General features: G+C 58.1%; 25 protein-coding genes and 1 tRNA gene. 18 read left to right on the forward strand and 8 right to left on the reverse strand.

From position 1 onward, the window contains the following. Positions 1-42 precede the first annotated feature (42 nt). Positions 43-1,356 (forward strand): amino acid permease, encoded by a 1,314-nt coding sequence (locus ACP5H1_RS05275; RefSeq protein ID WP_427972599.1) that lies wholly within the window; start codon positions 43-45, stop codon positions 1,354-1,356. Here the strand turns inward: ACP5H1_RS05275 and ACP5H1_RS05280 are convergent. After that, the gene (locus ACP5H1_RS05280) at positions 1,304-1,663 is read right to left on the reverse strand and encodes a DsrE family protein (RefSeq protein WP_427972602.1); all 360 of its coding nucleotides are present in this window, start codon (positions 1,661-1,663) and stop codon (positions 1,304-1,306) included. The genes ACP5H1_RS05275 and ACP5H1_RS05280 overlap by 53 nt on opposite strands. 191 nt (positions 1,664-1,854) lie before the next feature. Here ACP5H1_RS05280 and ACP5H1_RS05285 point away from each other — a divergent pair, with 191 nt between their 5' ends. The 3 genes from ACP5H1_RS05285 to ACP5H1_RS05295 all read left to right on the forward strand — a co-directional run bounded on the left by ACP5H1_RS05285 (position 1,855) and on the right by ACP5H1_RS05295 (position 5,094). Beyond that, on the forward strand, positions 1,855-2,139 hold the full coding sequence (locus ACP5H1_RS05285; protein WP_427972604.1) for a hypothetical protein: 285 nt from the start codon (positions 1,855-1,857) through the stop codon (positions 2,137-2,139). A 98-nt stretch (positions 2,140-2,237) separates the two neighbouring features. After that, positions 2,238-4,175 carry a 2-oxoacid:ferredoxin oxidoreductase subunit alpha gene (locus tag ACP5H1_RS05290; protein WP_427972606.1) on the forward strand — a complete coding sequence of 646 codons (1,938 nt, stop codon included), beginning with the start codon at positions 2,238-2,240 and terminating at the stop codon, positions 4,173-4,175. Continuing rightward, positions 4,165-5,094, forward strand: coding sequence for a 2-oxoacid:ferredoxin oxidoreductase subunit beta (locus ACP5H1_RS05295; RefSeq protein WP_427972608.1), 930 nt, complete (start codon positions 4,165-4,167; stop codon positions 5,092-5,094). Before ACP5H1_RS05290 ends, ACP5H1_RS05295 begins: the two co-directional genes overlap by 11 nt. A gap of 16 nt (positions 5,095-5,110) precedes the next feature. Here the strand turns inward: ACP5H1_RS05295 and ACP5H1_RS05300 are convergent, their stop codons facing one another. Next, positions 5,111-6,241: an MFS transporter gene (locus ACP5H1_RS05300; protein ID WP_427972610.1), complete on the reverse strand. Its 1,131-nt coding sequence runs from the start codon at positions 6,239-6,241 to the stop codon at positions 5,111-5,113. Positions 6,242-6,333: 92 nt separating this feature from the next. On the opposite strand from ACP5H1_RS05300, the gene hjc reads away from it, so the two are divergent. Next, complete coding sequence (gene hjc / locus ACP5H1_RS05305; RefSeq protein ID WP_427972613.1) at positions 6,334-6,816, forward strand: Holliday junction resolvase Hjc; 483 nt, start codon at positions 6,334-6,336, stop codon at positions 6,814-6,816. Between the two features lie 52 nt (positions 6,817-6,868). Then, entirely contained in the window at positions 6,869-8,065 is a 1,197-nt protein-coding gene (locus ACP5H1_RS05310) for a citrate/2-methylcitrate synthase (protein WP_427972615.1), read from the forward strand. A gap of 64 nt (positions 8,066-8,129) precedes the next feature. Here the strand turns inward: ACP5H1_RS05310 and ACP5H1_RS05315 are convergent, their stop codons facing one another. The 3 genes from ACP5H1_RS05315 to ACP5H1_RS05325 all read right to left on the reverse strand — a co-directional run bounded on the left by ACP5H1_RS05315 (position 8,130) and on the right by ACP5H1_RS05325 (position 11,172). Next, entirely contained in the window at positions 8,130-8,960 is an 831-nt protein-coding gene (locus ACP5H1_RS05315) for an ABC transporter permease (RefSeq protein WP_427972617.1), read from the reverse strand. Continuing rightward, positions 8,957-9,952, reverse strand: a complete 996-nt coding sequence (locus tag ACP5H1_RS05320; RefSeq protein ID WP_427972619.1) for an ATP-binding cassette domain-containing protein — start codon at positions 9,950-9,952, stop codon at positions 8,957-8,959. The genes ACP5H1_RS05315 and ACP5H1_RS05320 overlap by 4 nt, the downstream gene beginning before the upstream one ends. Before the next feature lie 98 nt (positions 9,953-10,050). After that, positions 10,051-11,172: an MFS transporter gene (locus tag ACP5H1_RS05325; RefSeq protein WP_427972657.1), complete on the reverse strand. Its 1,122-nt coding sequence runs from the start codon at positions 11,170-11,172 to the stop codon at positions 10,051-10,053. Between the two features lie 135 nt (positions 11,173-11,307). Here ACP5H1_RS05325 and ACP5H1_RS05330 point away from each other — a divergent pair, with 135 nt between their 5' ends. The 4 genes from ACP5H1_RS05330 (at position 11,308) to ACP5H1_RS05345 (ending at position 14,081) form a co-directional block, all read left to right on the forward strand. Then, positions 11,308-11,901 (forward strand): DUF998 domain-containing protein, encoded by a 594-nt coding sequence (locus tag ACP5H1_RS05330; RefSeq protein WP_427972621.1) that lies wholly within the window; start codon positions 11,308-11,310, stop codon positions 11,899-11,901. 80 nt (positions 11,902-11,981) lie between these two features. Beyond that, positions 11,982-12,392 carry a hypothetical protein gene (locus tag ACP5H1_RS05335; protein ID WP_427972624.1) on the forward strand — a complete coding sequence of 137 codons (411 nt, stop codon included), beginning with the start codon at positions 11,982-11,984 and terminating at the stop codon, positions 12,390-12,392. Positions 12,393-12,470: 78 nt separating this feature from the next. Continuing rightward, positions 12,471-12,797: a hypothetical protein gene (locus ACP5H1_RS05340; RefSeq protein WP_427972626.1), complete on the forward strand. Its 327-nt coding sequence runs from the start codon at positions 12,471-12,473 to the stop codon at positions 12,795-12,797. 108 nt (positions 12,798-12,905) lie between these two features. Then, positions 12,906-14,081, forward strand: a complete 1,176-nt coding sequence (locus ACP5H1_RS05345) for a cystathionine gamma-synthase family protein (RefSeq protein WP_427972629.1) — start codon at positions 12,906-12,908, stop codon at positions 14,079-14,081. Between the two features lie 10 nt (positions 14,082-14,091). Here the strand turns inward: ACP5H1_RS05345 and ACP5H1_RS05350 are convergent. Continuing rightward, positions 14,092-14,164 (reverse strand) — tRNA-Thr (locus tag ACP5H1_RS05350). Positions 14,165-14,411: 247 nt separating this feature from the next. Here ACP5H1_RS05350 and ACP5H1_RS05355 point away from each other — a divergent pair. The 7 genes from ACP5H1_RS05355 (at position 14,412) to ACP5H1_RS05385 (ending at position 22,486) form a co-directional block, all read left to right on the forward strand. Next, positions 14,412-15,332: a hypothetical protein gene (locus tag ACP5H1_RS05355; protein WP_427972632.1), complete on the forward strand. Its 921-nt coding sequence runs from the start codon at positions 14,412-14,414 to the stop codon at positions 15,330-15,332. Positions 15,333-15,816: 484 nt separating this feature from the next. Continuing rightward, entirely contained in the window at positions 15,817-16,158 is a 342-nt protein-coding gene (locus ACP5H1_RS05360) for a hypothetical protein (protein WP_427972634.1), read from the forward strand. A 37-nt stretch (positions 16,159-16,195) separates the two neighbouring features. Continuing rightward, a complete protein-coding gene (locus ACP5H1_RS05365) occupies positions 16,196-16,423 on the forward strand; it encodes a hypothetical protein (RefSeq protein ID WP_427972636.1) in 228 nt (75 codons plus the stop codon). A 185-nt stretch (positions 16,424-16,608) separates the two neighbouring features. Then, entirely contained in the window at positions 16,609-17,241 is a 633-nt protein-coding gene (locus ACP5H1_RS05370; RefSeq protein WP_427972659.1) for a NosD domain-containing protein, read from the forward strand. Positions 17,242-17,741: 500 nt separating this feature from the next. Next, positions 17,742-19,478 (forward strand): adenine deaminase C-terminal domain-containing protein, encoded by a 1,737-nt coding sequence (locus ACP5H1_RS05375; RefSeq protein WP_427972639.1) that lies wholly within the window; start codon positions 17,742-17,744, stop codon positions 19,476-19,478. After that, positions 19,465-21,033: a glutamine-hydrolyzing GMP synthase gene (gene guaA, locus ACP5H1_RS05380; RefSeq protein ID WP_427972642.1), complete on the forward strand. Its 1,569-nt coding sequence runs from the start codon at positions 19,465-19,467 to the stop codon at positions 21,031-21,033. Before ACP5H1_RS05375 ends, guaA begins: the two co-directional genes overlap by 14 nt. A gap of 31 nt (positions 21,034-21,064) precedes the next feature. Next, entirely contained in the window at positions 21,065-22,486 is a 1,422-nt protein-coding gene (locus ACP5H1_RS05385) for an IMP dehydrogenase (protein WP_427972644.1), read from the forward strand. On the opposite strand, the gene ACP5H1_RS05390 is transcribed toward ACP5H1_RS05385, so the two are convergent. After that, the gene (locus ACP5H1_RS05390; RefSeq protein ID WP_427972647.1) at positions 22,480-22,794 is read right to left on the reverse strand and encodes a hypothetical protein; all 315 of its coding nucleotides are present in this window, start codon (positions 22,792-22,794) and stop codon (positions 22,480-22,482) included. The genes ACP5H1_RS05385 and ACP5H1_RS05390 overlap by 7 nt on opposite strands. 179 nt (positions 22,795-22,973) lie before the next feature. Here ACP5H1_RS05390 and ACP5H1_RS05395 point away from each other — a divergent pair, with 179 nt between their 5' ends. Beyond that, positions 22,974-23,945 carry a sodium:calcium antiporter gene (locus ACP5H1_RS05395; RefSeq protein ID WP_427972649.1) on the forward strand — a complete coding sequence of 324 codons (972 nt, stop codon included), beginning with the start codon at positions 22,974-22,976 and terminating at the stop codon, positions 23,943-23,945. On the opposite strand, the gene ACP5H1_RS05400 is transcribed toward ACP5H1_RS05395, so the two are convergent. Next, the coding region (locus tag ACP5H1_RS05400; protein ID WP_427972652.1) for an ATPase domain-containing protein at positions 23,929-25,161 on the reverse strand (1,233 nt) is incomplete at its 5' end. The two genes, ACP5H1_RS05395 and ACP5H1_RS05400, sit on opposite strands and share 17 nt — an antisense overlap.

Consider the following 25,161-nt stretch of genomic DNA (forward strand, 5'->3'; position numbering starts at 1 on the left):
GCATTTTTATCAGGTCACCTGGATGGCTGGATAGGGTATCCAGTGAAGGAGCTGAGGAAGTCGTCGGTCCCCGGCTACATGATATTTGCCCAGTCGCTAAGCTCTATAGCGCCCCTCAGCTCGACCGCCGCCCTGCTGACAATAGTCATGGCCCAGTCCCTCGCGTCGGCCCCCCTGGCCACAATTCTCGGCGTGGCCATGTATGGTATCTGGGTTGCAATAGGCTACAGCTACTCTAAGGTCATAGCCTCCTACGGCGGCACCTACGAGTTCGCCAGGAGGTCGGCCGGGGAGGGCGTAGCCAGGGCCGTCGGCTGGACGTACTGGCTCAGCTACACAGTGTACATATCTGCCATCTCGTCGTACTTCGCCGGCGCGATACTTCCCATGCTGCTCCCCGCCTCGAGGCCGCTCACGGAGCTTGTGGCCGTTTTAGTTCCGCTGGCCGTGGCAGGGCTTGCAGTGGCTGGCACAACTGCCCCCCTGGGGGTCACGCTCTTCACCTCAACGGCGGAGGTTGTAGTGATCGTCTTGCTTGGAGCGTTAGTGCTGATGCACACCGGGCTGAGGCCTCCCAGCCTCTCAGTGGCCCCCCAGGACCTCTTCGCAGGCTCCATGGCGGCCGCCTTCACCGTGGCAGGGGGCGGGGCCTCGTTCTTCATGGGTTACGAGGCCAGGAGGGGGTCAAGGGACGTGAGCCTCTCATTTCTTGCGGCGTTCCTAGTAGGCGCAGCGACCATATCGTTTGCCGCGTACTACGAGGTCGCCGCGGCCGGCTTCACAAACCAGGGGGTCTCCTCGCTGCTAGCGGAGACCCAGTACCCAGGGCTCTGGGTGGCCGAGAGGTTCGTCGGCGGCTGGTTCCCCTACCTCTACGTAGCGCTTACCTTGAGCAGCCTCTTCGGCACGCTGGTGGCCGCCTTCATGGCAGTGCAGAGGCTGACCTACGCGCTAACTGGCGTCAGGGTCGACAGGTCCGCGATGCTTGTCCTGGCAGTAGTTGTAGGAGTTAACCTAGTTGGGGCCGTGGCGGGGGTGCTTAACGTTTACTTCTACTCTGTAATAGTTTCGCTCACCGCGCTGTTCGCCTCCCACTCAGCGATATCCCTGCTCTACGCTGCGTTCTCGCGGAGGTACCTAAGGAGCGCCGCGAGGGGGTTGCCCCTCGCTGTGGGGGGAGCGGCACTAATGATGGCCGGGCTCTACTATGAGGTGATATCCCAGGGCCTCAGGGCGGCGCTGGTCGGGGTTCTGCCCACCGTGTGCGTGGCGGCGGCTGCAGGCCTCGGCGGGGCAGCTGCCCTCAGGGCTTTATATAGGCGTAGCCCTCCCTCTCAAGCTCAACTATCCTCTTGATGCCCGAGTCCACAACCTCAACGCCGTCGATGAGGTCCTCCTTCTTGACTCCGAGCGCCCGCAGCGATATCGAGCACACGAAGAACTTCACCCCCATGCTGAGGAGCTCATTAATCTGCTCCCTGGTGTAGTCGTCCAGGGACCCCCTAAGTATTGTCAGGGGCCCCCTGACGTTGAATACAAAAGCCACCTCGGCGTTCTTCTCGCCTACGCTGTCAAGCAAATTGTAGGCGTTCCTCAGGGCAGCCATCAACTTCTCGCGCGAGTCCTCGTCAACATGTATAACTGCCCTGTACCTGGCGCTCACGGTTGATCCCAGTGGCAGAGCTCTGCCGAAAATTTAAGCGGGCGGCAGGGTTGTCCGAGCCCCTTGAGTTAAAGGAGTTAGGTTCAGCCGCCTCAGGGCTTCTAGGCTAAGGCTCCCACTATAATGCCTGCAACTGTTGGCAGCTAGCATTTTACTTTCCTTAACAGCTACTGCGACCCCTGGGAGGGGGCTTGAACAGCTCTAAGAGCTGCTCCACCTGCGCCTACTGGAGGCCGCACGTGGTTTACCCTTTCGTCGGCCTCTGCACTGCCTGGGGCAAGCTTACCATGGACGACGATGGCTGTGAGAGGCACGCGGAGCTCAAGATAGATCCCAGCTCGTTCTACTGGGTGCCAGAGCTCAGGACAAGGGTGAACGGGGAGGAGGCGAGGCTGCTGGTCAAGGAGGGCGTGAAGGTGTACGTGGCTGCCTATGTCGACCCTGACGTCAGGGAGGAGATCTACGGGGCCTTTTAAAGGTCTGTGTAAGCTTTAGGGGCAAACTTATAGGTAATTTGATCTCGCTTAATAAGTCCTGCTAGGGTCACAGAGCGCGGTGTGGGGTGCCGCTGAAGTTGAGCGAAGCAGTGGACCTTGACGTCATGATAGGAGGGCCCCAGGGAGGCGGCATAGAGTCGTCAGGGCAGATGATGCTCAGGGTCTTCATGCTTAAGGGGTACAACGTCTTCGGTATAAGGGAGTACCACAGCGATATAATTGGGGCCCACAGCTATTATAATGTAAGGGTGAAGGCCTCAAGGCCCAGGAGCGTCAGGCTTCCTGCTGACGCGCTGCTGGCGCTGGACGCCGAGGCCATATTTACGCACTATAATGAGCTGAAGGAGGGCAGCTACCTGATATATGACGTAGACTCCCTGCAGACCAGGATAGAGAAGATAGCGCCCATGGAGCCTGAGGTAAAGGAGAGGGTGATAGAAGACCTCAAGTCCAAGGGGGTGGAGCCGATAGCGTCTGAGCTGGTCAAGTACCTCTCCAAGAACGGCATAAAGGCCATCGGGCTCCCCCTGAAGGACCTCCTGAAGCAGACCGCTGACAGGCTTAAGACGACGGTTGTGAGCGTCTCCAAGAGCGTGAACACAATGACAATAACTGCCCTGGCGACGGTGTTGGGCATAGACCTGAACGCCGTTGAGAGGTCCATAAACCTGTACTTCTCAGGGAGGAAGAGCATCATAGACTCTAACGTGGAGGCCGCCAGGGTCACGTACGAGTACGTCAGGAGCAACTTCGGCGTCTCCAAGGAGCTCCCAGATGGCCCACACAGGGGTAAGGTGAGGATGATAGCGACAGGCAATGACATAGTTGCTATGGCTAAGATAGTGGGCGGCGTTGGGCTTGAGACCTACTACCCGATAACGCCAAGCCAGGACGAGGCGTTCTACATGGAGTCCCACAGGGTGTTCGACCTTGACGAGGAGTCGAGCAAAGCGCTCGGGACCAGCAAGATGAACTCGCTGACCCTCCAGGCCGAGGACGAGCTGGCAGCGCTCAACATGGCCATAGGTGGGGCCATAGCTGGCGCCAGGGTGGCCACCACCACAAGCGGCCCCGGCCTCTCACTTATGAACGAGGCGATAAGCTTCGCAGTGATGGCTGAGGTGCCGGTCGTCATAAGCGACTGGATGAGGACCGGGCCTTCAACTGGAATAGCCACAAGGCAGGGGCAGCAGGACCTCCTGCACGCCATATTTGCTGGCCACGGCGAGGCGTGGCCAAAGATAGTGATCGCCAGCGGCGACCACCTGGAGGCTTACTATGACACAATAAAGGCCCTCAACTGGGCCGAGCAGTTCCAGGTCCCAGTTATTCACCTGCTTGACAAGTACATGGCCGCGAGCATGATGAGCTTCGACAGGGAGGACGTAGATCCATACAAGGTGCCCCTCACGAGGGGCAACTACGTGTCAAACCCGGGCCCTGACTACAGGAGGTATGAGATCACCGAGGACGGCATAAGCCCAAGGGCCCCGCTTGGCTCTGCGAGGTTCGTGGTATCAAGCCTCGAGCACAACGAGTACGGCATTGTGACTGAGGACCCCGCGACCAGGGAGAAGATGATGTTGAAGAGGATAAAGAAGATGGAGGCCATAGAGAGGGGCATACCTGACTCGGAGAAGGCCGTGCTCCACGGCGATCCTGACGCCAAGATAACTATAGTGTCCTGGGGGTCCACTAAGGGACCAATACTGGACGCCATGGAGAGGCTCAGGGCTGACGGCCTCAGGGTTAGGTTCCTCCAGATAAAGACGTTCCTGCCGTTCCCAACGGAGGTGGTGAGGGGTATCATAAGCTCGTCAGACGACGTCATAGCAGTTGAGAACAACGCCTTCGGCCAGATGGTTATGGCCGTAAGGATGTTCACGGGGCTTGACATAAAGAAGAGAGTTGCGAAGCTCAACAGCAGGAGCCTCATGGAGCAGGAGGTTTACAATGGAGTTAAGAAGGCGCTTGGAATGAAGGAGGGCCTGGTGGTGGTGAGCGATGGCTCGTAACTGGATGGACTACAAGACGGACGCGTGGGTCCAGTGGTGCCCTGCCTGCGGCAACTTTGGCATACTGACAGCCATGCAGAGGGCGCTGGCGGAGCTGGACCTGCCGAACGAGAAGGTCACCATAGTCTCAGGCATAGGGTGCTCCAGCAGGATGCCGTACTACGTTAAGACCTCCAACGTGCACACGCTTCACGGCAGGCCAATACCCGTGGCCCAGGGCATAAAGCTTGCCAACCCCGACCAGGTAGTTATAGTGGCCTCAGGCGACGGCGACCTCCTGGGAATAGGGGCTGGCCACTTCGTTGCGGTTGGCAGGAGAAACATAGACATAAAGGTGCTGCTACACGATAACGCCGTCTACGGGCTCACCAAGGGTCAGGCATCGCCGACGCTGCCCCTCTACGTCAAGACCAAGGCCCTGGGACAGCCCAACATACAGAGCGCTGTAAACCCGCTCATGCTTGCTTTCGCCAGCGGCTACACGTTCATAGCCAGGGCCTACGCTTACCACATAGATCAGCTTAAGGAGATGATAAAGGCTGCCATAAGGCACAAGGGGACCTCCCTCATTGACATACTTCAGCCGTGCCCGACCTATAACGACATAATGACCAAGGAGTGGTATGAGAAGAGGATATACTACCTGGACAAGGAGGACCCGAGCTGGGACCCCAACATAGAGAAGCCCGAGGACGTCAAGAAGATACCTAAGATAGTAGAGAAGATGCTGGAGTGGGACACGAGGATACCCCTGGGCATATTCTACAGGAACACCATGATAGAGCCGTTCGACGTGAGGATAGAGAAGATAATGCCTGGCTACCTGCAGAACCCGCCGGCCAGGAGGGTGGTCGAGGTCAACGGCAGGGCCCTGACGAACCCGTTCGACGCCTTCAAGGACAGGCTCGTGCCAACTTAAGTTTAAGGCCACGAGCTCAAGTCTTCCTTTCTTTTGCCTCTGCTACCTGCGCCCTCGGAGCAAGGGCTGAGCTTACGATAAGTATAGCCGAGGCCACCAGCACCGCCATGATGAGCCCTCTGCCGGAGCTGGGAAGGGTCACAAGGAACGGTGCAAGGCCCCCTATCACCCTTCCAAGCAGAAGCGACAGGTTAACAGCTAGGCCTTCGCTGCCCCCCGGGAAGACCTCAGTTACCCACGCGCCTGCCGCAGGGAAGAAGCCGCTGGCAGCCACTGCAACGGCGTAAGCCACTGCAAACGCCGCCTTGTTGCTTGTCAACGTTAACATAAGGGCACCTGAGGCCGCACCCATGATGCCCGCGATCGCCAGCGGGAGCCTCCTTCCAACCCTGTCCGAGAGGGCGCCAATGCTGACATATGATATTATGCCGGCCGCGCTGGCAATGCTTATAACTACCGACGCTAAGGGTCCGCCTATGCCGGCTAACGAGAGCGTGTACGTTGGGTATGTTAGAAGTGGGACCGTCAGTATGAAGTATGATGCCATTATAATCGAGGAGAACAGAAGGGGCTTTGCGGGAACACCCGAAAGCCTGAGGGCAACTCCCTGTCCCCTTGGAGGGAACTCCGATAGCGCCAGAAGTATTGCTGAGATAAGATTTAGTGCGGAGAGAAGCAGAAACGTTAGCCTCCAGCCAGAGGCCCCAAGGGCTGCGTAGAGGCCGGACATAATCATGGCTCCAACGAAGTACAGGCTCTCGAGCACGCCGATCATAGTCCCAGACCTAGATGGGTGAAGGTTAGCAGCCACATAGTAGGCTATTCCGTTGTTTGAGTTAGCGCCAACGCCGACAAGGGCCCACGCCACGTAAAGGCCGCTGAGGCCCCTGGAGGCGGCCGCGAGCAGAAGGCCCAAAGCGAGGAACGATGAGGACATGACCATGACCGGCCTGTCGCCAATGCGGTCGGCGAGCCTGCCAAGGAGCACTGAGGCCACCGCACCGACCTCCCACGACAAGAGTATGGCCACGGAGGCCTCGCTGACGCTGGCCCTCAGGGACAGCGACACGCCCTCTATGTCGTAGCCCAGCGAGAGAACTGAGACAGCGGCCCACAGAAATGAGAGCGTCACCGACGTTGTCGTCATCAGCCTATGCCGCAAAGCCCTTCCCCGCGTCTGGAGGCCCAGGACATAAGAATTAATAATCGCGTAGAACTATATAGACGTTGAGGCCGTAGATGATCAGGAACCCTAAGGCAAAGGGCACGAGGGCTGAGAACGAGCTCGCTGACATCCTGTGGGAGAGAGGGTTCGCTGTGGTCAGAGGGCCGGCCAGCGGGGGAGGGGCTAAGAGGAGGTTCCAGCCCGACCTGGTGGCCGTCAGGGACGGTAAGGTCCTCGTCATAGAGGTTAAGTCAAGGTCAGGCTCAGGCCCTCTCTACATAGAAGCCGAGCAGGTGGTGGGCCTGGCTGAGTTCGCGAAGAGGGCGGGGGGACTGGCCCTGATAGCGTTCAGGGCCAGGGGAGGCGAGTGGAGGTTCCACACCGTCGAGTCCCTGAGGCCCACGGGCTCCAGCTTCGCAGTTGACGACCCGGCGAGCGGCATGAGGCTCAGGGACGTGGAGGAGATGCTGGAGAGAAAGCATAAGGACCTCTCAACATACCTTAGGTCGGACTCTAACTCTCCAAGCCTTAGTAAGTTAGATACGACTGACCTCTAACTCTCTTATTGAGCCTCACCTACAGTTTAGCGCGGACGGAGGTAGGTCCAGTTTGTCTAAGCAGGTGGAGTGCCAGTACGAAGAGGGCCCGCTTGGCAGAAGGATCGTGGTTCCGAAGGGCCTTGACAACGTGATAGTTGACACCACTAACATAAGCGGCGTCGACCCCACGGGCAAGGCGACCATATATCGCGGCTACACAATAGATGACATAGGCGCGAACGCTGACTTTTACGAGGCCGCTTACCTCATACACTATGGACACCTGCCCAACCAGAAGGAGTACGACGAGTACAGGAAGAAGCTTGACAGCTACAGGGCGGAGATATACGCGAAGCTAATAGACGCGCTGAAGCTGGTCCCCGCCACTCACCCGATGTACTACGCCCAGTACGCTTACAACCTGCTGGGCCAGTTCTACGCGCCAGAGTGGCCCCAGAAGGCCTCCTTCGAGTTCCTAGAGGAGCACGCAATGAGGCTCATAGCGTTAACCCCGTTCATATTCGCCGCCGCGTGGCACCTGCCGAGGGACGGCGTCATCTACAGGCCTGACCCGAGCCTGCCTCACGCCAAGGACGCCCTGAGGATGATCCTGGGCAGGATGCCGAGCGACCTTGAGGCGAGGGCCTTTGAGGCCACGCTGGTCCTCTACATGGATCACGGCTTCAACGCCAGCACCTTCACGGTAAGGGTGGCCGCCAGCACGCTGACGGACATTTACAGCGCTGCAGCGGCCGGCGTCGCCTCGCTCAAGGGGCCGCTGCACGGAGGGGCCAACGAGCAGGCCATGAAGATGCTGCTCGAGGCCCAGGCGCAGGCCCAGGCCAAGGGAATACCGCTGGAGGACTACATAGAGCAGTACATAAAGGACAGGCTTGCCAGGAAGGAGCTCATAATGGGCTTTGGCCACAGGGTCTACAAGGTGCACGACCCGAGGACCGACGTGGCCAGGAAGTTCGTGGCGCAGCTGCCCAACGGTGACATGTGGGTTAAGGTGCTTGCCAAGGCAGAGGAGGTAATGAAGAGGGAGAAGAACCTGCCGGCCAACATAGACCTCTACACCGGCGTGCTCTACTACCAGCTCGGCATTCCGATACCGATGTACACGCCGATATTTGCCATGGGCAGGATAGTAGGCTGGACTGCTCACTACATAGAGCAGTTCCTCAACAACAGGTTAATAAGGCCCGACGAGAAGTACGTGGGCCCCACGGGCCTTAAGTATGTTCCAATAAGCGAGAGGAAGTAATAGGGGTAACACAACTGCGATAACCCACTTTTTTTAGAATCAAGTGCTGCGTATTTGTCGCGCCTCAGTAGTTCTCAAGCACCCTTAGGCTGGCCAGAAGGCCTGCGGTCACGAAGACGGCGGTTATTGCTATAAGTACTGCCCAGTCTTCAAGCATGTTGAAGCTGTGAACTCCAAGCAGGTTATACCTAACTATGTCAACGGCGTACGTGAGCGGGTTAAACCTTGCTATGTCCCTAAGCCACCACGGCATCTGCTGAAGTGGGAAGAGGGCCGGCGACGCGAACATGAGGGGCAGGTTTATGAGGTTAACTATGGAGAACATTATCTCCTGGTTGTCAACAGCAAAGCCTATGGCCTCGAATACGCTTATGAAGCCCGCCGCCAGGAGGGCTATAGCAACGCCGGCCTCAATAAAGTTGGTGGCGTTCCAGTCGACGCCGAAGCCCAGCGCTACAGCTATCACAAGGAGTATAGTCTCATAGAAGAAGGTCCTTATGAGCGTGGCTGTCATCTTGGCCAGGAATATGCTCGACCTGGGGGCCGGGGTCATCCTTAGCCTGTTCATGCTTCCGAGCCTCTTCTCAAACAGTATATTCACGCCGCCGAAGACGCTCTGGAAGAAGGCGAAGACCACAAACATGCCGGTGGCCAGGTAGGCAAAGTAGTTGGTGGTTCCAAAGAGCCTGAGCAGCGTCTGGTCCACGTACTGTTTAACTATGGCAGGGTTGGCGCCCTGCAGGCCCGCGGACGAGAACATGTTGACGAAGTTGAGGCTCTTCCCGAAGAGGGCCAGCCACGCGACGGGGGTTATCAACGATATGAAGAAGGTGCCCCTCCTTCCCACCCACTTCTTGAGCTCCCTTTCCACTAACACGTAGGTCTCCCTTATCATGATCTCACCGCCCTCATGAGCCTCCTGAACTTAAACGCGTCAAAGGACTCCTCATCCCTGAGCCCATGGCCAGTGAGCTCTAGGAAGACCTCCTCCAGGTTAGGTCTCACCACCCTGAGCTCAAGCACGTTGAACTGCGACAGCTCCTTTATGAGCTGCGGCATGGCCTCGGCTGAGGACTCCACTTTTATTACGACGTAGCCCTCCAACATCTTCACGTCACCGAAGCTGCGGGAGAGCTCCCTCATGGCCTTCTCGGTCTCGGCGTCGCTTGAGAACTTTATGTAGATCCTGTCGCCCTTGACCTTGGCCTTCAGCTCCTCGGGGGTGCCCTCGGCCACTATGTGCCCATGGTCTATAATCGCCACCCTGTCGGACAGCTCCTCAGCCTCCTCCATGTAGTGGGTGGTCAGTATGACCGTGACGCCCTCCTTCTTCAGGGCCCTCACGAGGTCCCATATGTGCCTCCTGCTCTGAACGTCAAGCCCAACCGTGGGCTCGTCAAGGAACACCACCTTGGGGTTATGAACTATGCTCATGGCTATCTCGAGCCGCCTCCTCATGCCGCCGCTGTAGTACATCACCCTCCTCTTGGCCGCGTCCTCAAGCTCCATGAACTTTATGGCCTCCCAGGCCCTCTCCTCGGCCTCCTTGCCCCTGAAGCCGTGAAGCCTCGCCATGAGTAACACGTTGTCGAAGCCAGTTAGCTCGTCATCTGCGGTGAGGTCCTGGGGCACCACACCTATGACTTTCCTGACCTTGACCCTGTCCTTCACTATGCTGTAGCCCTCGACGAGGGCGTCGCCCTCGGAGGGCATCCTGAGCGTTGCCAACATGGAGATAGTAGTTGTCTTGCCCGCCCCATTGGGCCCTAGCAGGGAGTAGATCTCGCCCCTCATAACTTTGAAGTTTATGTGGTCAACTGCCAGGAGGCTGCCGTACCTTTTGGTGAGGTTTATGGCCTGTATGCTTACGTCTGACGTGCGGGTCACCTGGGCCTGGATTATCTAAGAGCTTTATATATCTTTATTCTATATTTGTAGTTCATAACATCCTGCCTTCTATTTTCTATAATTCCATGTAAATTGCCTTATTTGTCTGGCCGCTCCCTGGTGGCGTAAAGCAAAGGCACGGTCATTACATTAGTGACTGCCAGGACAAGGGCCTCCGCCAGGAGCCCCCTGGGCAGCGCGTACCCAGCCAGGGGGAATATCCAGAGGCTGACGGCCATGTTAGCCATGTTGATGAAAGCCAGGGACAGGGCGCTCTGGTCCCTGCCGTACCTCTCTACGGCGTACGCGTAGTAGACGCTGAAGGCCAGGTCCACCAGGAAGCCGTTAATAAAGGATGCCGCCAGGAAGAACGCAAATGACCTGCTGTAGATCATAAGGTAGCTTATGGACGACACCGCCAGGAGGGCGGACACCCGCCGCCTGCTCCTGGCCCAGCCCACGGGCACCCACACGGCCAGGAAGCCCCCAAGGGCGGCCCCGGCGAACATGAGCAGCGTCAGGGAGCCGGAGCCGAAGGGGGAGGCGCCGAACGAGAGCTGAGCCATGGAGGGCAGGAGGAAGCCGAAGGCGTAAGATGTTCCGAAGGAGCCGGCCCCAGCCGCGCCGACTATCAGGAGGTCTGTCCACGAGCTCCTCGCCCTGGGGCCCGCACCTGCAGGCCTTCCGTTGAACTTTATCACTGCGGCGCTGGCGGCGTCCATAGCTATGCCAAGGAGCCCCGCCACGAGGGTTCCGAGCCTCCACCCCAGGAGGCCGTCCACAACGCCCCAGGCAAGGGCTGCAAGGCCCCCCAGATTGAAGGTGGCGTTGTAAAGCCCCATTAGGCTCGCTGACGAGGAGTCGCTTATGTTCACGAGCACGAAGCCGGCCGGGGCGAAGAAGAGGCCCGTGCCGAGCCCCGCTATGAACCTGAGCGCCACCGCCTCCCAGGCGCTGCTGGCAAAGTATATCATGATGTCAGAGAGCGAGAGTATGGCAAGGCCGATGACAAACGTGTTCCTCGCCCCTATCCTGGCGGAGAGGGCCACGCTGACCAGCTGCGTGGACGCGGCCCCCGCTATGAAGACCAGCGGCAACACGCCCGAGAGCCAGCTGGGGGCGCCGTACTCTGACAGTATCTGGAGCATGGCCGGCGCTAGGACGTACCACTGCATGGAGTAAACTAGCCTCGTCAGCAGCAGGGTAACCTCCTGCCTCAGCTTGTTCGTGCCCTTGCGCCCTTTCGGCTAACGTCAACTTTGATGGGTTTATAAGCTTAGGGCCTTTACGTGGAAAGTTACGGCGGCGACAACCATGCTTATTGTCTTCCACTGGCGAGCTATCTGGGATCCCGCTTGAGTGGGAACCGCTTGGCCGGGTACCTGGTCTTTATTGGAGTCGCGCAGTTCGTGCTCTTCATGTTAATAGCCGAGGCCATATACCCAGGGTACAGCGTTTCGAGGAACTACATAAGCGACCTGGGGAACCCGAGGCTGGAGCCCTCTACGCCTCACGCAGCTGTTTTCAACGCCTCAATAGTGCTGTTGGGCCTTCTGTTAATAGCAGGCGGCGCGCTGCTATATCGCTCAGGGAGGGACGCGAATGGCAGGGCGCTTGGAGCCCTGGTGATGGCCTCAGGCGTTGGAGCTGCGGGCGTCGGCCTCTTCCCGGAGGGGTCCCCGCACGGGCTTCACATAGTCTTCTCCCTAGTGACCTTCCTGGCCTCCTCCCTGGCCTCATACCCAGCGTCATTCTACAGGGGGCTTAGGACCCCCCTGTGGGGAGCCCTGGGCACCGTAGGCCTTGTGGCCTTAGCGCTTTACGTGAAGGGGATATACCTAGGCCTTGGGTGGGGCGGGATGGAGAGGCTCATAGTGTACCCCAACCTGCTCTGGGCCGCGGGCTTCTCAGGAGCTTTGTTAGGCGAGGGAAAAGCTAGCAGCAGGTAAGGATAAGTAGAAGCTGCTGTACTAAATAACTGGGAGCTGCCACGTCTAAGGAGCCGTTTTACTTCAGGAGCTTTGGCAGGGTGATAGGGGTCGCTAAGGACGAGGAGGAGCTCCTGGCTGAGATGAGGAGGCTCTCGGAGGTCGACCCCAAGGCCGTGGAGTATCACCTGGCCCAGGGCCACATAAGGGCATGGCTTGACTACATAGGCAGGGGCGACCTGGCGAGCCTGCTCGGCGACGTTAAGTCTCTCGCTGACGCGGTTAAGCTGCTCAGCGACGCCATGCTGGGCTGGGACTCGGAGCTCACGTGCCCGGGCTGCGGCTTCAAGGGCAGGGTCAGGGACTTCAAGCTCCTCCGCCCTCCATGGTATTTCGGCAAGTACCTGGGCAGGAGCCTCCAGTGCCCCAGGTGCGGCCTTAAGTTCAGGTACTTCTACCCGCTCGCCCAGGGCGGCAGGCCTTACACCGTCCCCAAAGGAAAGGGCATATAATGGTTGGCCTAGGTATAATGTATTGGTCATAAGCTTTACAATAAACCTTTTTTAATTTCGGTGGACACCAGAAATCTAGTGAGAGCAATGCCCAGCGCTCTCCCAGATGAGGCCGTCAGCGCCTCCATAGAGCTGGCGAGGCAGGCCATAAGGGAGGCCAACCTAGCCTACCGGGAGGGCCTCAGGGACGTAGCTGAAGCCCTTAAGTCGCTCGGGGAGAGCGCTAGGGAGATAGCCATGTACCTGGCCAAGGGCGACGTTGAGAAGGCCTATGAAATGGTTGAGAGCAGCAGCGTTGAGAGCTTAGTGGTGTACGCGTCCCCCAACACCAAGGACGCCTACGAGCATCTAAGGTATCTGCTGGTAACTACTAGGTATTCGAGGGTCCGCGCCGCCAGGCATTAAAATTATCACACTTCTTATAGTTTTGACTGGAAATCTTAGCCACATTACTGTGTTCTAACTGGGCCTTACTTAGCAGCATATATAAGCTATGACTATATCTAAGGCCCGGTGCTCGGCTTGCACGAGGACACGGAGATCCTAGGGTCGCAGTACGGTAATGACCCCTACAGGTCTGTAGTACCTCCTATCTATCTTAGCGTTGCCTATGATTACATAACTGATGATAATGCAGTTAGAGATGACAAGGGCAGGGTAGTCAGGTATTCAAGGGAGACAAATCCAAGCCTAAGGCCCCTCGAAAAGGCCGTAGCCGCGCTGGAGGGCGCCGACGACGCTCTGGCCTTCAGCTCGGGCATGGGCGCCATAGCTGTGTCCCTCCTGGCCCTGTTGAAAAGGGGCGCGAGAGTCCTGACGTTGAAGGAGATGTACGGCGTTACAATCCAGTTGCTTCAGGACTTGGTGAACCTCGTCGGAGGCTCCTTGGTTAAAGTTTACCCTTCAACGGAAGAGGTAATTAATGAACTTACGGGAGGGAAGTATGATGTGGCCGTACTTGAGGTAATGACAAACCCAACGCTCAAGGTGGTGGACTTAAGGGAGATAGGCAGGGCGGCCAAGGAGGCCGGTACCAGGCTTATAGTTGATAACACGTTCACGACCCCCCTGCTGGTCAGGCCCCTCAGGCTGGGGGCGTCGGTGGTGGTGCACAGCAGCACCAAGTACTTAGCCGGTCACAACGACGTGGTAGGCGGGATCGCTGCTGCAAGCGCCTCAGAGGTAAAGGACCTCTATGAGTGGAGGGGGAAGCTCGGAACTGTGCAGCCGCCGTTTGAGGCATACCTTACCTACAGGGGCCTGAAGACGCTGTCCCTGAGGTTCGAGAGGCAGAGCAGGACGGCTATGGCGCTGGCCGAGTTCCTCCATGACTGCAGCAAGGTGGCAACTGTTTACTATCCGGGACTCCCCGACAGCCCATACCATGAAGTGGCCTCAAGGCTCTTCGAGAGGCCCCTGTACGGCGGCGTCCTCTCCTTCACGCTCAGGGGAGGCCCAGAGGCCGCCCTCAGGTTCGTGAAGGCCCTCAGAGTGGCCAGGGTGGCCCCAAGCCTTGGAGGCACCGAGACCTTAGTGACCTTGCCGGCGTTCACCGCCTCAAGTCACATAAGCCCGGAGGAGAGGAGGGCCCTGGGCATAGAGGAGTCCCTGGTAAGGGTCTCCGTGGGCCTGGAAGACGAGGGCGACCTTGTGGAGGACTTTGGCAAGGCCCTGGAGTCCATAAGCTGAAGCGCGGCAGAGCCGCCGCCGGGACTTGAACCCGGGACCTCTGCCTTACCAGGGCAGCGCTCTACCGGCTGAGCTACGGCGGCGCTGGGGGCTTTTAGGCCCCTAGCTCCCTCTCCTCCTAGCTAGTTATAACTTTTGTGGCCTTTGCGTCGCCCTTACTGTAATGAACTCTCGGCAGCCTCTGAGCTCCACGCATGGCAGGGCCGCGCCACGGGTAAACGCATTATAGGCCTATACAACGACTTTAGGTAACGGCACAGCAGTATAGCGAGTCTAAAGTAAGGTTTATATGTGCACAGTAAGCATCAGTTCCTTTGGTGAGTGTGCACAATGAACGCCTGGGGCTGGATCGAGTGGCTGCTGAACCCGCCGCAGGGCCTGTCGCTGGGCATGATACTGCTGATTTCGTATGTGCTGGGCCTCCTGCACGGTGCGACGCCGGACGAGCACACGTGGCCCATAACCTTCAGCTACGCCGTCGGCAAGTACAGCATCAAGGGGGGCATGAAGGCAGGCTTCCTCTTCTCGCTCGGGTTCACGCTGCAGAGGGCGCTCCTGACGACTCTCGGGTTCCTCGGGCTGGCGTACTTCTACCAAAAGTATAACCTCGACGGCCCGATCTACGTGGTTGTTGGAATAGTTATGGCTATAGCCGGGTCCTACATACTGAAGGGCAAGTACCTGCACCTTGAGCTTGACAGGCTGCTGGGCAGCAGAACGCACGGGAGGGCGGCTGAGAGGAAGAACATATACGAGCAGCTGAGGGACGTGCCGCTTAAGATGACCATAGTCCACGGCCTCATAGCTGGCTTCGGCTTTGGTGCCTACGCCAGCGTAATAACCTTCATACTCGCGCCGAGGGTCGGCTCCCTGCTCTACGCCCCGCTGCCTGGGGTGATGTTTGGGCTTGGAACGATGACGATGCAGATAATATTTGGGGCGGCGTTTGCTAGCCTGGCAAGGCTTAAGGGCCTGGGCGAGGAGGGCGTGAAGAGGCTGGGCGCCGTCACCGCCGGGAGGACCCTGTACTACGGAGGCATAGCCTTCGTGGTGATAGGCCTTCTCATAGCGTTGTTCCCAACCATAGACTACCTGGCCCTGAGCACTGGGGTACCAATACCCAACCTAGACGCTGTAAACGTAGGGCTAGTCCTCGTGCTTACGGTGGTGGGAGGCATAGGAATAGGAAGCATGATAAAGGCTTACAGGGACCTGAGCAGCATAAGAGGCGCAACGCGCGCTGGGAGCTGAGGATTATAGTTCATTTTATGTAATCGGCTTTGAAAACTTAGTGTATCACGAGGACCTGCTGGGTGCCCGTACTTTGATGTTATTGCGGTACATTTAATTTAATTATACGTACTGGTACATTTAAATGGTACCGCTTTCCCGCTTATAGACCTAAAATGAGTAAGGAAAAGTGTCTAGCTCTTGTTTTGATAGTGTTCACGGCGCTAGTGGCTATAACAGCCTCGGTGGGCGAACCCCTGGGGGGCCCTAGCTGCCCGCGGGAGGCCGGCTTCGCTATTTAGTGCGGACGAGAACGTTAACGGTTTTTACAGCGCTTCGAAGGACCCTGCGGAGATAACGGGGCCTACCAACATAACAAAGCCGGGGTACTATGTTATAGCGAGCAACATCAGCGTGTGCAGTGATAACTATACAATAGGCGTGTTCGCTAGCAACGTAGTAATAAATGGAGAAGGCCATGTAATCACGGGATGCAGGGTAGTTAGTGGTAATTGGTGTGGTCAAAAGCGTTGGAATACTTATAAGTAATGCTAGTAACGTAACCATAGAGGACCTCGTTGCCAGGAAGTATTACTATGTCGTAAATGGCAGCGGTGACAACATACGCATCATTAACGCTTCTCTGGAAAAGGGGCTTACGGCAGACCTTCAGCTGTGGGGCAATAACATAAGTGTATATAACGCCTTTGTGCCGAGCAGCGGCCGTGGCATTATCATAATTGGCGATAACATAACTATTTATAAAGTTAACACCTTTGGTGACTACATAGGTATTGCAGTTAATGGCAGCCAAGTTAAGTTAGAGGGGGTGGCTAACCCCGGATAACAGCTACGGCATCGTAGTTAACGGAAACTACGTAACCGTGATAGGCGGCGACTCCTCGAGCAGGTTTGGGCTAACTCTTAACGGCAGCTACATAAGTGTGGTCAACTCTACGTTCAACGTAGAGAGCGGTTTATACGGCGAGAGCTATGGCGTGAGCGTGCGCGGCAGCTATGTTACCCTGCTCAACGTCAGCGCGGGCTTAGGCCAGGTGGGCGTAGAGGTTAACGGCTCGTACGTTAACCTCAGATATAGAGGTCAACGGTGACAACATAGGCGTCCTAATCAACGGCAGCCACATGGGAGTGGACGGCGTCACAATATATACCGCCAGAGTAGGGGTTGAGGCCTTCGGCAGCCACCTAAGGCTGTCCGAGCTTAACCTGATCATATAATGTAGTATATAAGGGAATAGGGGCCACGGGGCTGGTTGTTAAGGGCGATAGCATCAACATATCAGAAGTCAGGGAGGCCGGCTACACGTACAACATAAACGCGACGGGCACTAACATAACTATATCGGACTCTGAGCTCCCGGTCACCGGGCGCAGCGGCCTGGGAATCAACGTCACGGGAAGCGACGTCTCAGTAGTGTATGTGAACGTAAGCTCTTTCACCTGTGGAGTGTACGTCAAAGGGCCCAACGTCACCGTGTACGGCTCAAACATACAGGCCGCTAGCTACACGCTCTACCTCTACGACTCCCACAACGACCTAATATATAACAACGTCTTTGACGGTCCTGTAAAAGTTGTCAACTCGACGGCCACCTGGTACGTCACGCCAAGGCCTGGCACTAACGTGCTTGGAGGTAAAGTGATAGCTGGAAACGCGTGGCTGTTGCCCAACGGCAGCGGCTTCTCGCAGGTGACGCCCTCGTCACCCTCAGACCCATACATATGCGATGAGCCGTACGAGGTGGCCCCAGGTCAGTACGACATGTATCCGCTCAAATACCCGCAGCCCAGCAACGCATCCACGGCCACTCAGACTACAACGTACTCTGCTACAACCACCACATCTAGCACTACAACTGTTAGCAAGACGACTTCAACAACAGTAACAACTACGACGCCGCAGGCATAGTCACAAACTTTAACAGAGACCTCAACATCATCCACCTCTACAAGTACGCTGCCTACTAATACGATGCCCCCAAGGGCTCGCTCCAGCCCTACGGCCATCTATGTGGCGGTCGGAGCTGTAATAGCTGTAATAGCAGCTGCGTCAGCGGTGGTGCTAATAAGGAGAAGGTAATCAGCTTGCCCTTGATGTACGCAGACATTTAGCATATAGTCGCTGCGACCCCGAGTAAAAGAGTATTACTTAAGAGCGACTTTTGAGTATTCTAATCAGTCTTGCCGAGCAATGCGCGCTTCGAGCGTCACCCTACATTTGATGCGAAGACCAACCCTTACGACATGGGGCATTACCTATGACTTGCCGTCGCCACCTGTAGAAGGCCAAAAGTTTAGTGTGTATGCCAAAGGTTAAATACTACGCTGACCTTATGGGTAAACAGCAAAGCTATTAACCTCATTTCCAACACACTGAGACAAAAATAAAGCGTAGTAAGGTGTTGATTGTTGACGCTGGAGAGGCCCGCAGGTCCGTCCCCTCAGGAGCTCGTCTCAGCGTCCAGGGCCGCGCTTGGGCTAGAGCCCCTGGACCTACTAATAAAGGATGCAGAGGTAGTCGACGTCTGGGGCAGGAGGACAGGAAGCTGGGACGTGGGCGTTAAGGGAAGGGTTGTGGCCTGCGTCGGCAGCTGCAGGTCGCGAGCGAGGCGCGTTGTTAACGCCAAGGGGGCCTACCTGGCACCCGGCTTCATAGATGCCCACATGCACCTGGAGAGCACATTCCTCAGCCCCAGCGAGTTCTCCAAGGAGCTGGTCAAGCACGGCACCACGGCCGCCTTCGTTGACATACATGAGGTCGGCAACGTGCTCGGCATTAAGGGGGTCTACGCCGTGGCCGAGGAGTTCAGGCACGCGCTGCTTAAGGTGTTCCTGCTGGCGCCCCCTAACGTGCCGCCCTCAAGGCGGGTGGACGACGCGGGAGGGGCCTCAATAAGTTACCCTGAGGCCCTTGAGGCCGCCAGGGCCCTCTCGGGCCTGGGCGAGGTCATGGACCTCCAGTCAGTCGTCGATGGCGACGAGGACCTGATGAACTTCGTGGCCGAGGCCTCGGTCTCGGAGACTGTTGTTCAGGGCCACATGGCAGGCCTCTCAGGCCCAGAGCTCGACGCCTACGTAAGCCTAGGGGTGAGGAACGACCACGAGGTCACCACGCGTGAGGAGCTCATGGAGAGGCTTTCGAGGGGCGTGTTCCCCTTCGTGAGGTTCGGCTCCAGCTGGAGGGACCTGGACAGGCTCAGCGACCTGGTCTCGAGGTACTCGCCGCTGGTGCCAATAGTAGTTGACGACATCCACGCCCTTCACCTGGTCCGCGAGGGGCACCTGGACAGGGCCGTGAGGAGGGCCATAGAGCTCGGCGTGGACCCCGTGGACGCCGTGAGGGCGGTCACGCTGGCCCCGGCCCTGTCCTACGGCCTTGAGCGCTGGCTCGGCTCGGTGGCCCCCGGAAGGTTTGCCGACCTGGTACTGCTGGATTCCCTGGACGATAGGCTTCGCGTCATTCAGACATTCATAAACGGCTCTGAGGCCGTTTGCTCGCCAAGGAAAGTGTCGCCGCAGCTCGACGGCAACACAGTAACGGTGAGCTTCAGGCCGTCGTTTGAGCTCAGGGCGCCTGTGGCCAGAGGCCAGGTGCAGGCGAGGGTGATAGAGCTTGTGAACGGCTCAACTATAACCTCAGAGTCCTTAGAGGTGCTAAGGGTGGAGGACGGGCGTCCCATAATCAAAGGTGACCTGTCCGAGGTGCACGTAATAAACAGGTACGGTAGGGAGCTTCAGGGCTCCGGCCTGCTGGGGCTAAGCGTGAGCGGCGCCCTGGCGTCCTCAGTGGCCCATGACACGCATAATATTATCATTGTTGGCAGCGAGAGGGACTCCATGGAGGCCGCCCTGGAAGCCATAAGGACGAAGGGGGGAGGCATAGCATTTGCGCAGGGAGGCTCTGTGAAGGCATTCCTGCCGCTGCCGATAGCCGGGCTCATGAGCGACCTGAGCTCTGAGGAGGTGGCCTCAAGGCTTGAGGATGTCACCAACGGGCTCAGCAGGGCCTGCAACTGTGACGGAGACCTGGTACTCAACCAGGTACAGCTCCTCACGCTGCCAGTGATACCCGAGCTCAGGGTCACAGACAAGGGCCTTTACAGCGTGAGCAGAAGGTCATACGTGCCCCTCTTTGAGGTGTCCTGAGGTGTCTTGGAGCCCCAGCGCGGAGCACGACACAGTGCTGGTCATTAGCTTTGGAGGCCAGTACGCCCACATGATATCAAGGAGGGTCAGGGACCTCGGGGTCTACAGCGAGGTGGTGCCCTACTCTGCGGTCAGCCAGAGCACCGTTGAGGGGCTGAGGCCCAAGGCAATAATACTGTCCGGGGGCCCGAGCAGCGTCTACGAGCCAGGGGCACCTGCCATAGGGGACTGGGTCCTGAAGCTTGGCCTTCCAGTGCTGGGCATATGCTATGGGCACCAGCTCCTGGCCAGGATGACCGGGGGGAGGGTGGAGAGGGGGCAGGGGGAGTACGGGAGGACCAGGGTCACGGTTGACGGGCCTGACCCGCTCTTTGATGGCTGGGACAGGGAAGAGGACGTCTGGATGAGCCACTCGGATTACGTGGCCTCAGTGGGCCCTGACGTCAAGGTTCTGGCCACGTCAAAGGACACGGGCTATATAGCAGCCATGAAGGTCGGGGACAAGATCTATGGGGTTCAGTTCCACCCCGAGGTCAGGCACACGGAGAAAGGGGTGAGGCTGATCGCCAACTTCCTCTTCAAGGTGGCTAAGGTAAGGCCCACCTGGAGCGTCGAGGGCCTCGCCGAGAAGCTTGTAGATCAGGTGAGGTCCCAGGTTCCCCCTGGAGATAAGGCTATAGTTGCGGTCAGCGGCGGCGTCGACTCTACTACTGCTGCAGTAATAGCCAAGAGGGCCCTGGGCGGCAGGGCCGTCGTGGTCTTCATAAATCATGGCCTGCTGAGGGAGGGCGAGGCGGAGGAGGTGCTGAGCGCGCTGAGGTCCCTGGGGCTGAGCCCCATTTACATAGATGCCTCCGCCAGGTTCCTAGAGGCCCTGAGGGGGGTGACTGACCCCGAGCAGAAGAGGCTCATAGTAGGGAAGGTGTTTGCTGAGGTCTTCAAGGAGGTGGCCACCTCGGACAGCTCGATAAGGTGGCTTGTTCAGGGCACGACCTACCCTGACGTCATCGAGAGCGGCGCTGAGGCGGGGGCTGACAGGATTAAGAGCCACCACAACGTGGGGGGCCTTCCCAGGGACCTGGGCCTCAGGGTGATAGAGCCCCTCAGGTACCTCTACAAGGACGAGGTCAGGAGGCTCGCCCTCTCCCTCGGCATTCCCGAGAGCATTGCTATGAGGCACCCATTCCCAGGGCCTGGCCTCGCGGTCAGGGTCATAGGTGAGGTCACGGAGGAGAAGCTCAGGATAGCCAGGAGAGCTTCAATGATAGTGGAGGAGGAGCTGAGGAGGGCGGGCCTTTACAACTCAGCCTGGCAGGCCTTCGCCGTCGTTGGCGACGACAGGTGGGTGGGAGTTAAGGGCGACAGGAGGGCCTTCGGCTACATAGTCACAGTGAGGGTTGTTGAAAGCGAGGACGGCATGACTGCCGACTGGGCGAGGCTCCCATATGACCTGCTGCAGCGCATAGCCTCAAGGATAACGTCCGAGGTGCCCGAGGTAGTGATGGTAACGTACGCCGTGACCACCAAGCCGCCGTCAACCATAGAGCCCGTTTAAAGTTATAAAAGCAGCAAGTTCAAGGTCCCACGTGGTGGAGAGCATGGGGTTCCTAGAAAAGCTCGGCAGCGCAGAGAAGCTGTACACGTTTGACGACGTTTACATAGTCCCGGGCAGGGCGCCAATGGATCCCAGTAAAGTTGACGTAAGCACCAGGTTCAGCAGGCGGGTGAGGCTCCTCATACCTATATCGTCGTCCCCCATGGATACAGTGACAGAGTACGATATGGCTGTGACCATGTCATTGATGGGAGGCATAGGTGTGATCCACAGGAACATGCCCAAGGAGCAGCAGGCGGAAATAGCGAGCAGGGTGAAGAGCGCTCCTCCGATCCCCACCTCGAGGATATATGTGACACCTGACGAGGACTGCAGCAGGGCCTATGATGACCTTAGGTCGCTGGGCCTCAGGGACGCCCCGCTGATCTCGGCCGACGGCAAGGTCCTAGGCCACGTGAGGGCCGGGTCGCTGAGAGGCTGCAGCGGCAGGCCTGTGGCGGAGTTCGCGGAGCCCTCGAAGGCCTTCGACGTGAGGCATGTCGAGGACGCGCTGAACTTCCTGGAGTCCGGAGGGTCGGACACCGTTGCAATAGTGGCCCCAGGAAACGCTTACGTGGGCACCGTGACCTTCGACTCCTCACTGAACAGGGTCAAGCCTTCACTTGACTCGGAGGGAAGGCTTCTGGTGGCGGCCGCGGTATCGCCGTTCGACCTGGAGAGGGCGAGGCTCCTTGACAGGTACGCCGATGCCCTGGTGACTGACGTGGCGCACTTCCACAACGTTGAAGCTATGACTGCGGCTAAAGTCATGGCGAAGGAGGTCTCAGCGGACTTCGTGGTAGGCAACATAGGCACTTATGAGGCCGCGGTAGACGCCCTCACAGTAGTTGAGAGGGTTGATGGCTTCAGGGTCGGCATAGCTGGAGGCTCAATATGCACTACGTCGAGCGTCGGCGGGGCGTACGCGCCGGCCCTCTGGGCAGTCGCCGCGGTGAGGGACGCCGTTGATCAGCACGGAGCGGGCGACGTGCCCATAATAGCTGACGGGGGAATAAGGTCGTCGGGCGACGCCGTCAAGGCCCTGGCGGCTGGGGCCTCAAGCGTGATGCTGGGCTACCTGTTGGCTGGCACTGATGAGGCCTCAGCGCCGCTGATAAGGATAGGGGACTCGGCGTATAAGCCATACAGGGGTATGGCCAGCAGAGGCGCCATGGAGAGGAGGTTCGCAGTCGACAGGTACACTCGGGCCTCTAAGAGGGTCGCCGAGGGCGTGGAGGGGGTGGCCCCCTACAGGGGGTCAGTGATGTCCGTGCTGGCCGACCTGGCCGAGGGCATAAGGGCGGGGCTCGGATACGCAGGGGCCTCAAACATAAGGGAGCTGTGGGAGAAGGCCAGGTTTGGAATGGCGATACCAAAGCAGGTGCCAGGCGAGCTCTTCAGGGCGAGTCAGTGAACGTCGGCCCTGAGCAGCCGTCCATCCTTGTATATGTTGTACCTTGTGACCTCGAACTTTACACTGTCGCCGATGTTATAGGGCTCACGGCTCAGTAGCGTAAGGGAGTGCGGGCCCTGGCTGCAGAAGAGGTGCCTCAGCTCCCCAACTACTTCCAGCAAGTCCACGCGGCACTCAAGCCCTCCCTTGCCAAACCTCAGCTCACCTTTGCTTGGGCGATACGTTGCAAGGAAGACTCCAACCACAACAGCCACTATTACAGTATTTACTATTATGACTGCCACCACTTCAGTTAAGATAGATCCCACCTACTTCTCCTACTTTTGTACAAGGAAAATACGCCTCGAACCAGGTTACTATAGGGAGCTTGATTTAAATTTGCATGTGTCCCACAATTTTTAAAGATAAAAATAATATGAAAATTGTTTATTTTACACTACACTCTGGTTAGGCCTCGTCACATTTAAAGGAGGGAGAGGACTTTGATGTGTGGAAGGTGTCAGCGCTGGTCTGGCAGCTTGACGTCGCGGCCGGCCTTGCCCTAACTCTGGCGTCTTCGATAGCCTTTGGGGACTCCATGGAATTTCTAGGCTCTAGGCTTGGCCTTAGGTCTGGCCTGCTGGGCTCCGTGGTGACGCCTATCTTAACGTCCGTCCCGGAGCTTGTCGTGATCCTGTACGCTCTAATAGCTTACCACGGGAGCAGGGGCAGCGAGGTGGCGGAGGGCACTGTTATCGGGGAGCCTTTCCTTGTCTCCACGCTGATGTTGCCCCTGCTCGTGGCCTTCTCATTGTTGAGAGGTCGCAGGGGGCTGTCGGCTGAGGGAGAGCTCCTGATGCCCCTGGTGGTCTTTGTTGCGATCTTTCCCTCCGTGGCGGCCCCAGAGCTGCTGGCTGACAGCAAAGCTAAGTACTTGGCGGCGGCGCTGCTGATGGCCACTTATGTGGTTTTCGCTTCGGTGCAGGGCAGGGCGGGCGAGCCGTTGGCAGAGCCCTTCAAATTGTCATTCATTGGGAGGGCTGGAATAGCCTGGGGCTTTCTTCAGCTCTCGCTTTCCCTGGCAGGCCTTTACGTGGGAGCGGAGGTCCTGGTGAGGGGCGTGGTTGCCGCCTCATATCATTTAGGGCTCTCCCCCTTCGAGGTCTCAGTGCTCCTGGTGCCGCTGGCCACCGCAGTCCCTGAGTCAAGTGTAGCCTTCCTCTGGGAGCTAAGAGGCCATGACAGCCTCGCCGTGGGTGCCCTCATAGGTGAGATGGTGCTTTACGCCACCGTTTACCCTGCAGTGGGGCTGCTGACAGCCCCCTGGCGGCTGGGGACCCACGGGATAGCTGCTGTGGCCGCCACGGAGCTTGCGTGCGCGGCTGCCGCCTATGAGGTGTGGAGGGGGAGGATATCCTGGGTCACAATGTTACTGGGGCTTGGAGGGCTGGCAGCTTACCTGGCTATGATATGGGCTTAAGGCCATTTGCCCTTATGAAGTCGCAGGAAGTCAGGTCCGAGGCCTTAAGGTAGGTGGCGCCCCCTGGCGACACCTCGCCCCACGTCTTGAGGGGCCTGACCTCGAGCGCGTTGCCGACAGGCTTCACGGAGATTACAAAGTCATAGAACTTGGCCAGCGGGATCTCGAAAGCCCTCTCGGGGGGCCGCAGATATATATGGAATGTGACCACGTTGTTTGTAGCCAAGTAGGGCAGACACCCATAGATGACCTTCGTGTAGTCATCCCTGTCCAGCAGCTCGAGGAGCACGTTATTACCTTCATCTATAACAACGTCTGGCTTTAAATCCTCAACGAGCCTGAAGAGGTTGGCCAGCAGCTCGCCGCCGCCCATAGATGAGGGCTCGTAGGTCGGCACTACTAGCCTTCCCTGAAGGTCCTCCCCAACGCACTCGCTTACCTGGTCCCTTATAGTGGAGGGGCCATGTATGAACGACTTAACGACGACCTTAAGTCCGGCTGAAATGGCTGAGGAGGCCAGAAGCAGCGTGGTTATCTTAAGCGGGTCCACTGAGGGGTCTACAGCTATTAGGACGTTGGCCCCCTCAGGTATCCTTAACCCTAGCAGGGAGAAGCTTCTGCGGGGCTTCGCGCCGCTGGGCATCGATGACAGGTCTGGCGGCACGACTATCTCGACTCCCCTGGACGTTATCGCTATGGGGAACTCACTCCTCTTTATGTTCGTCCCCCTCATCTTCCTGACCTCGGCGTACCTCTCCAGCTTGCCCTTGACCACCCTGTACTTCATGACTATTATGCCGTCCACTATGAACTCCTCCGGCCCAAGGCCGGAGGCCTCCTGGCCCACGGGCAGCTCAGCAATTAGCAGAGCGGTCGCCCCCCTCCTCTTGAGGCCAAGGTAGAGGGCCGAGTGCATTATCTCCCTCGCCCTGGGAGGGTCCCTGGCGAGCTGCTCAACGGCCGTCACGCTGTCAATCACCACGCGCCTGGCGTTCATGCTGTCCGCCTGGGACAGCACGTCCTCGACCACGTCCCCCAGGGCGTCGGGGTCGCTGACGCTGAGGGCCTCGTAGTACCTGAAGAGGCCCCTGGCCTCCAGGGGCCTGAAGTCCATGTTGAACTGAAGGGCGTTTGCCATGAAGTCCTCCCTTGGCTCCACGAAGCTCACGTAGAGCGACGGCTCGCCCGAGGAGGCCCCCTGGTAGGCGAACTGGCT

Origin of the sequence: Acidilobus sp. (assembly GCF_049973875.1) — an archaeon.
Classification (GTDB): domain Archaea; phylum Thermoproteota; class Thermoprotei_A; order Sulfolobales; family Acidilobaceae; genus Acidilobus.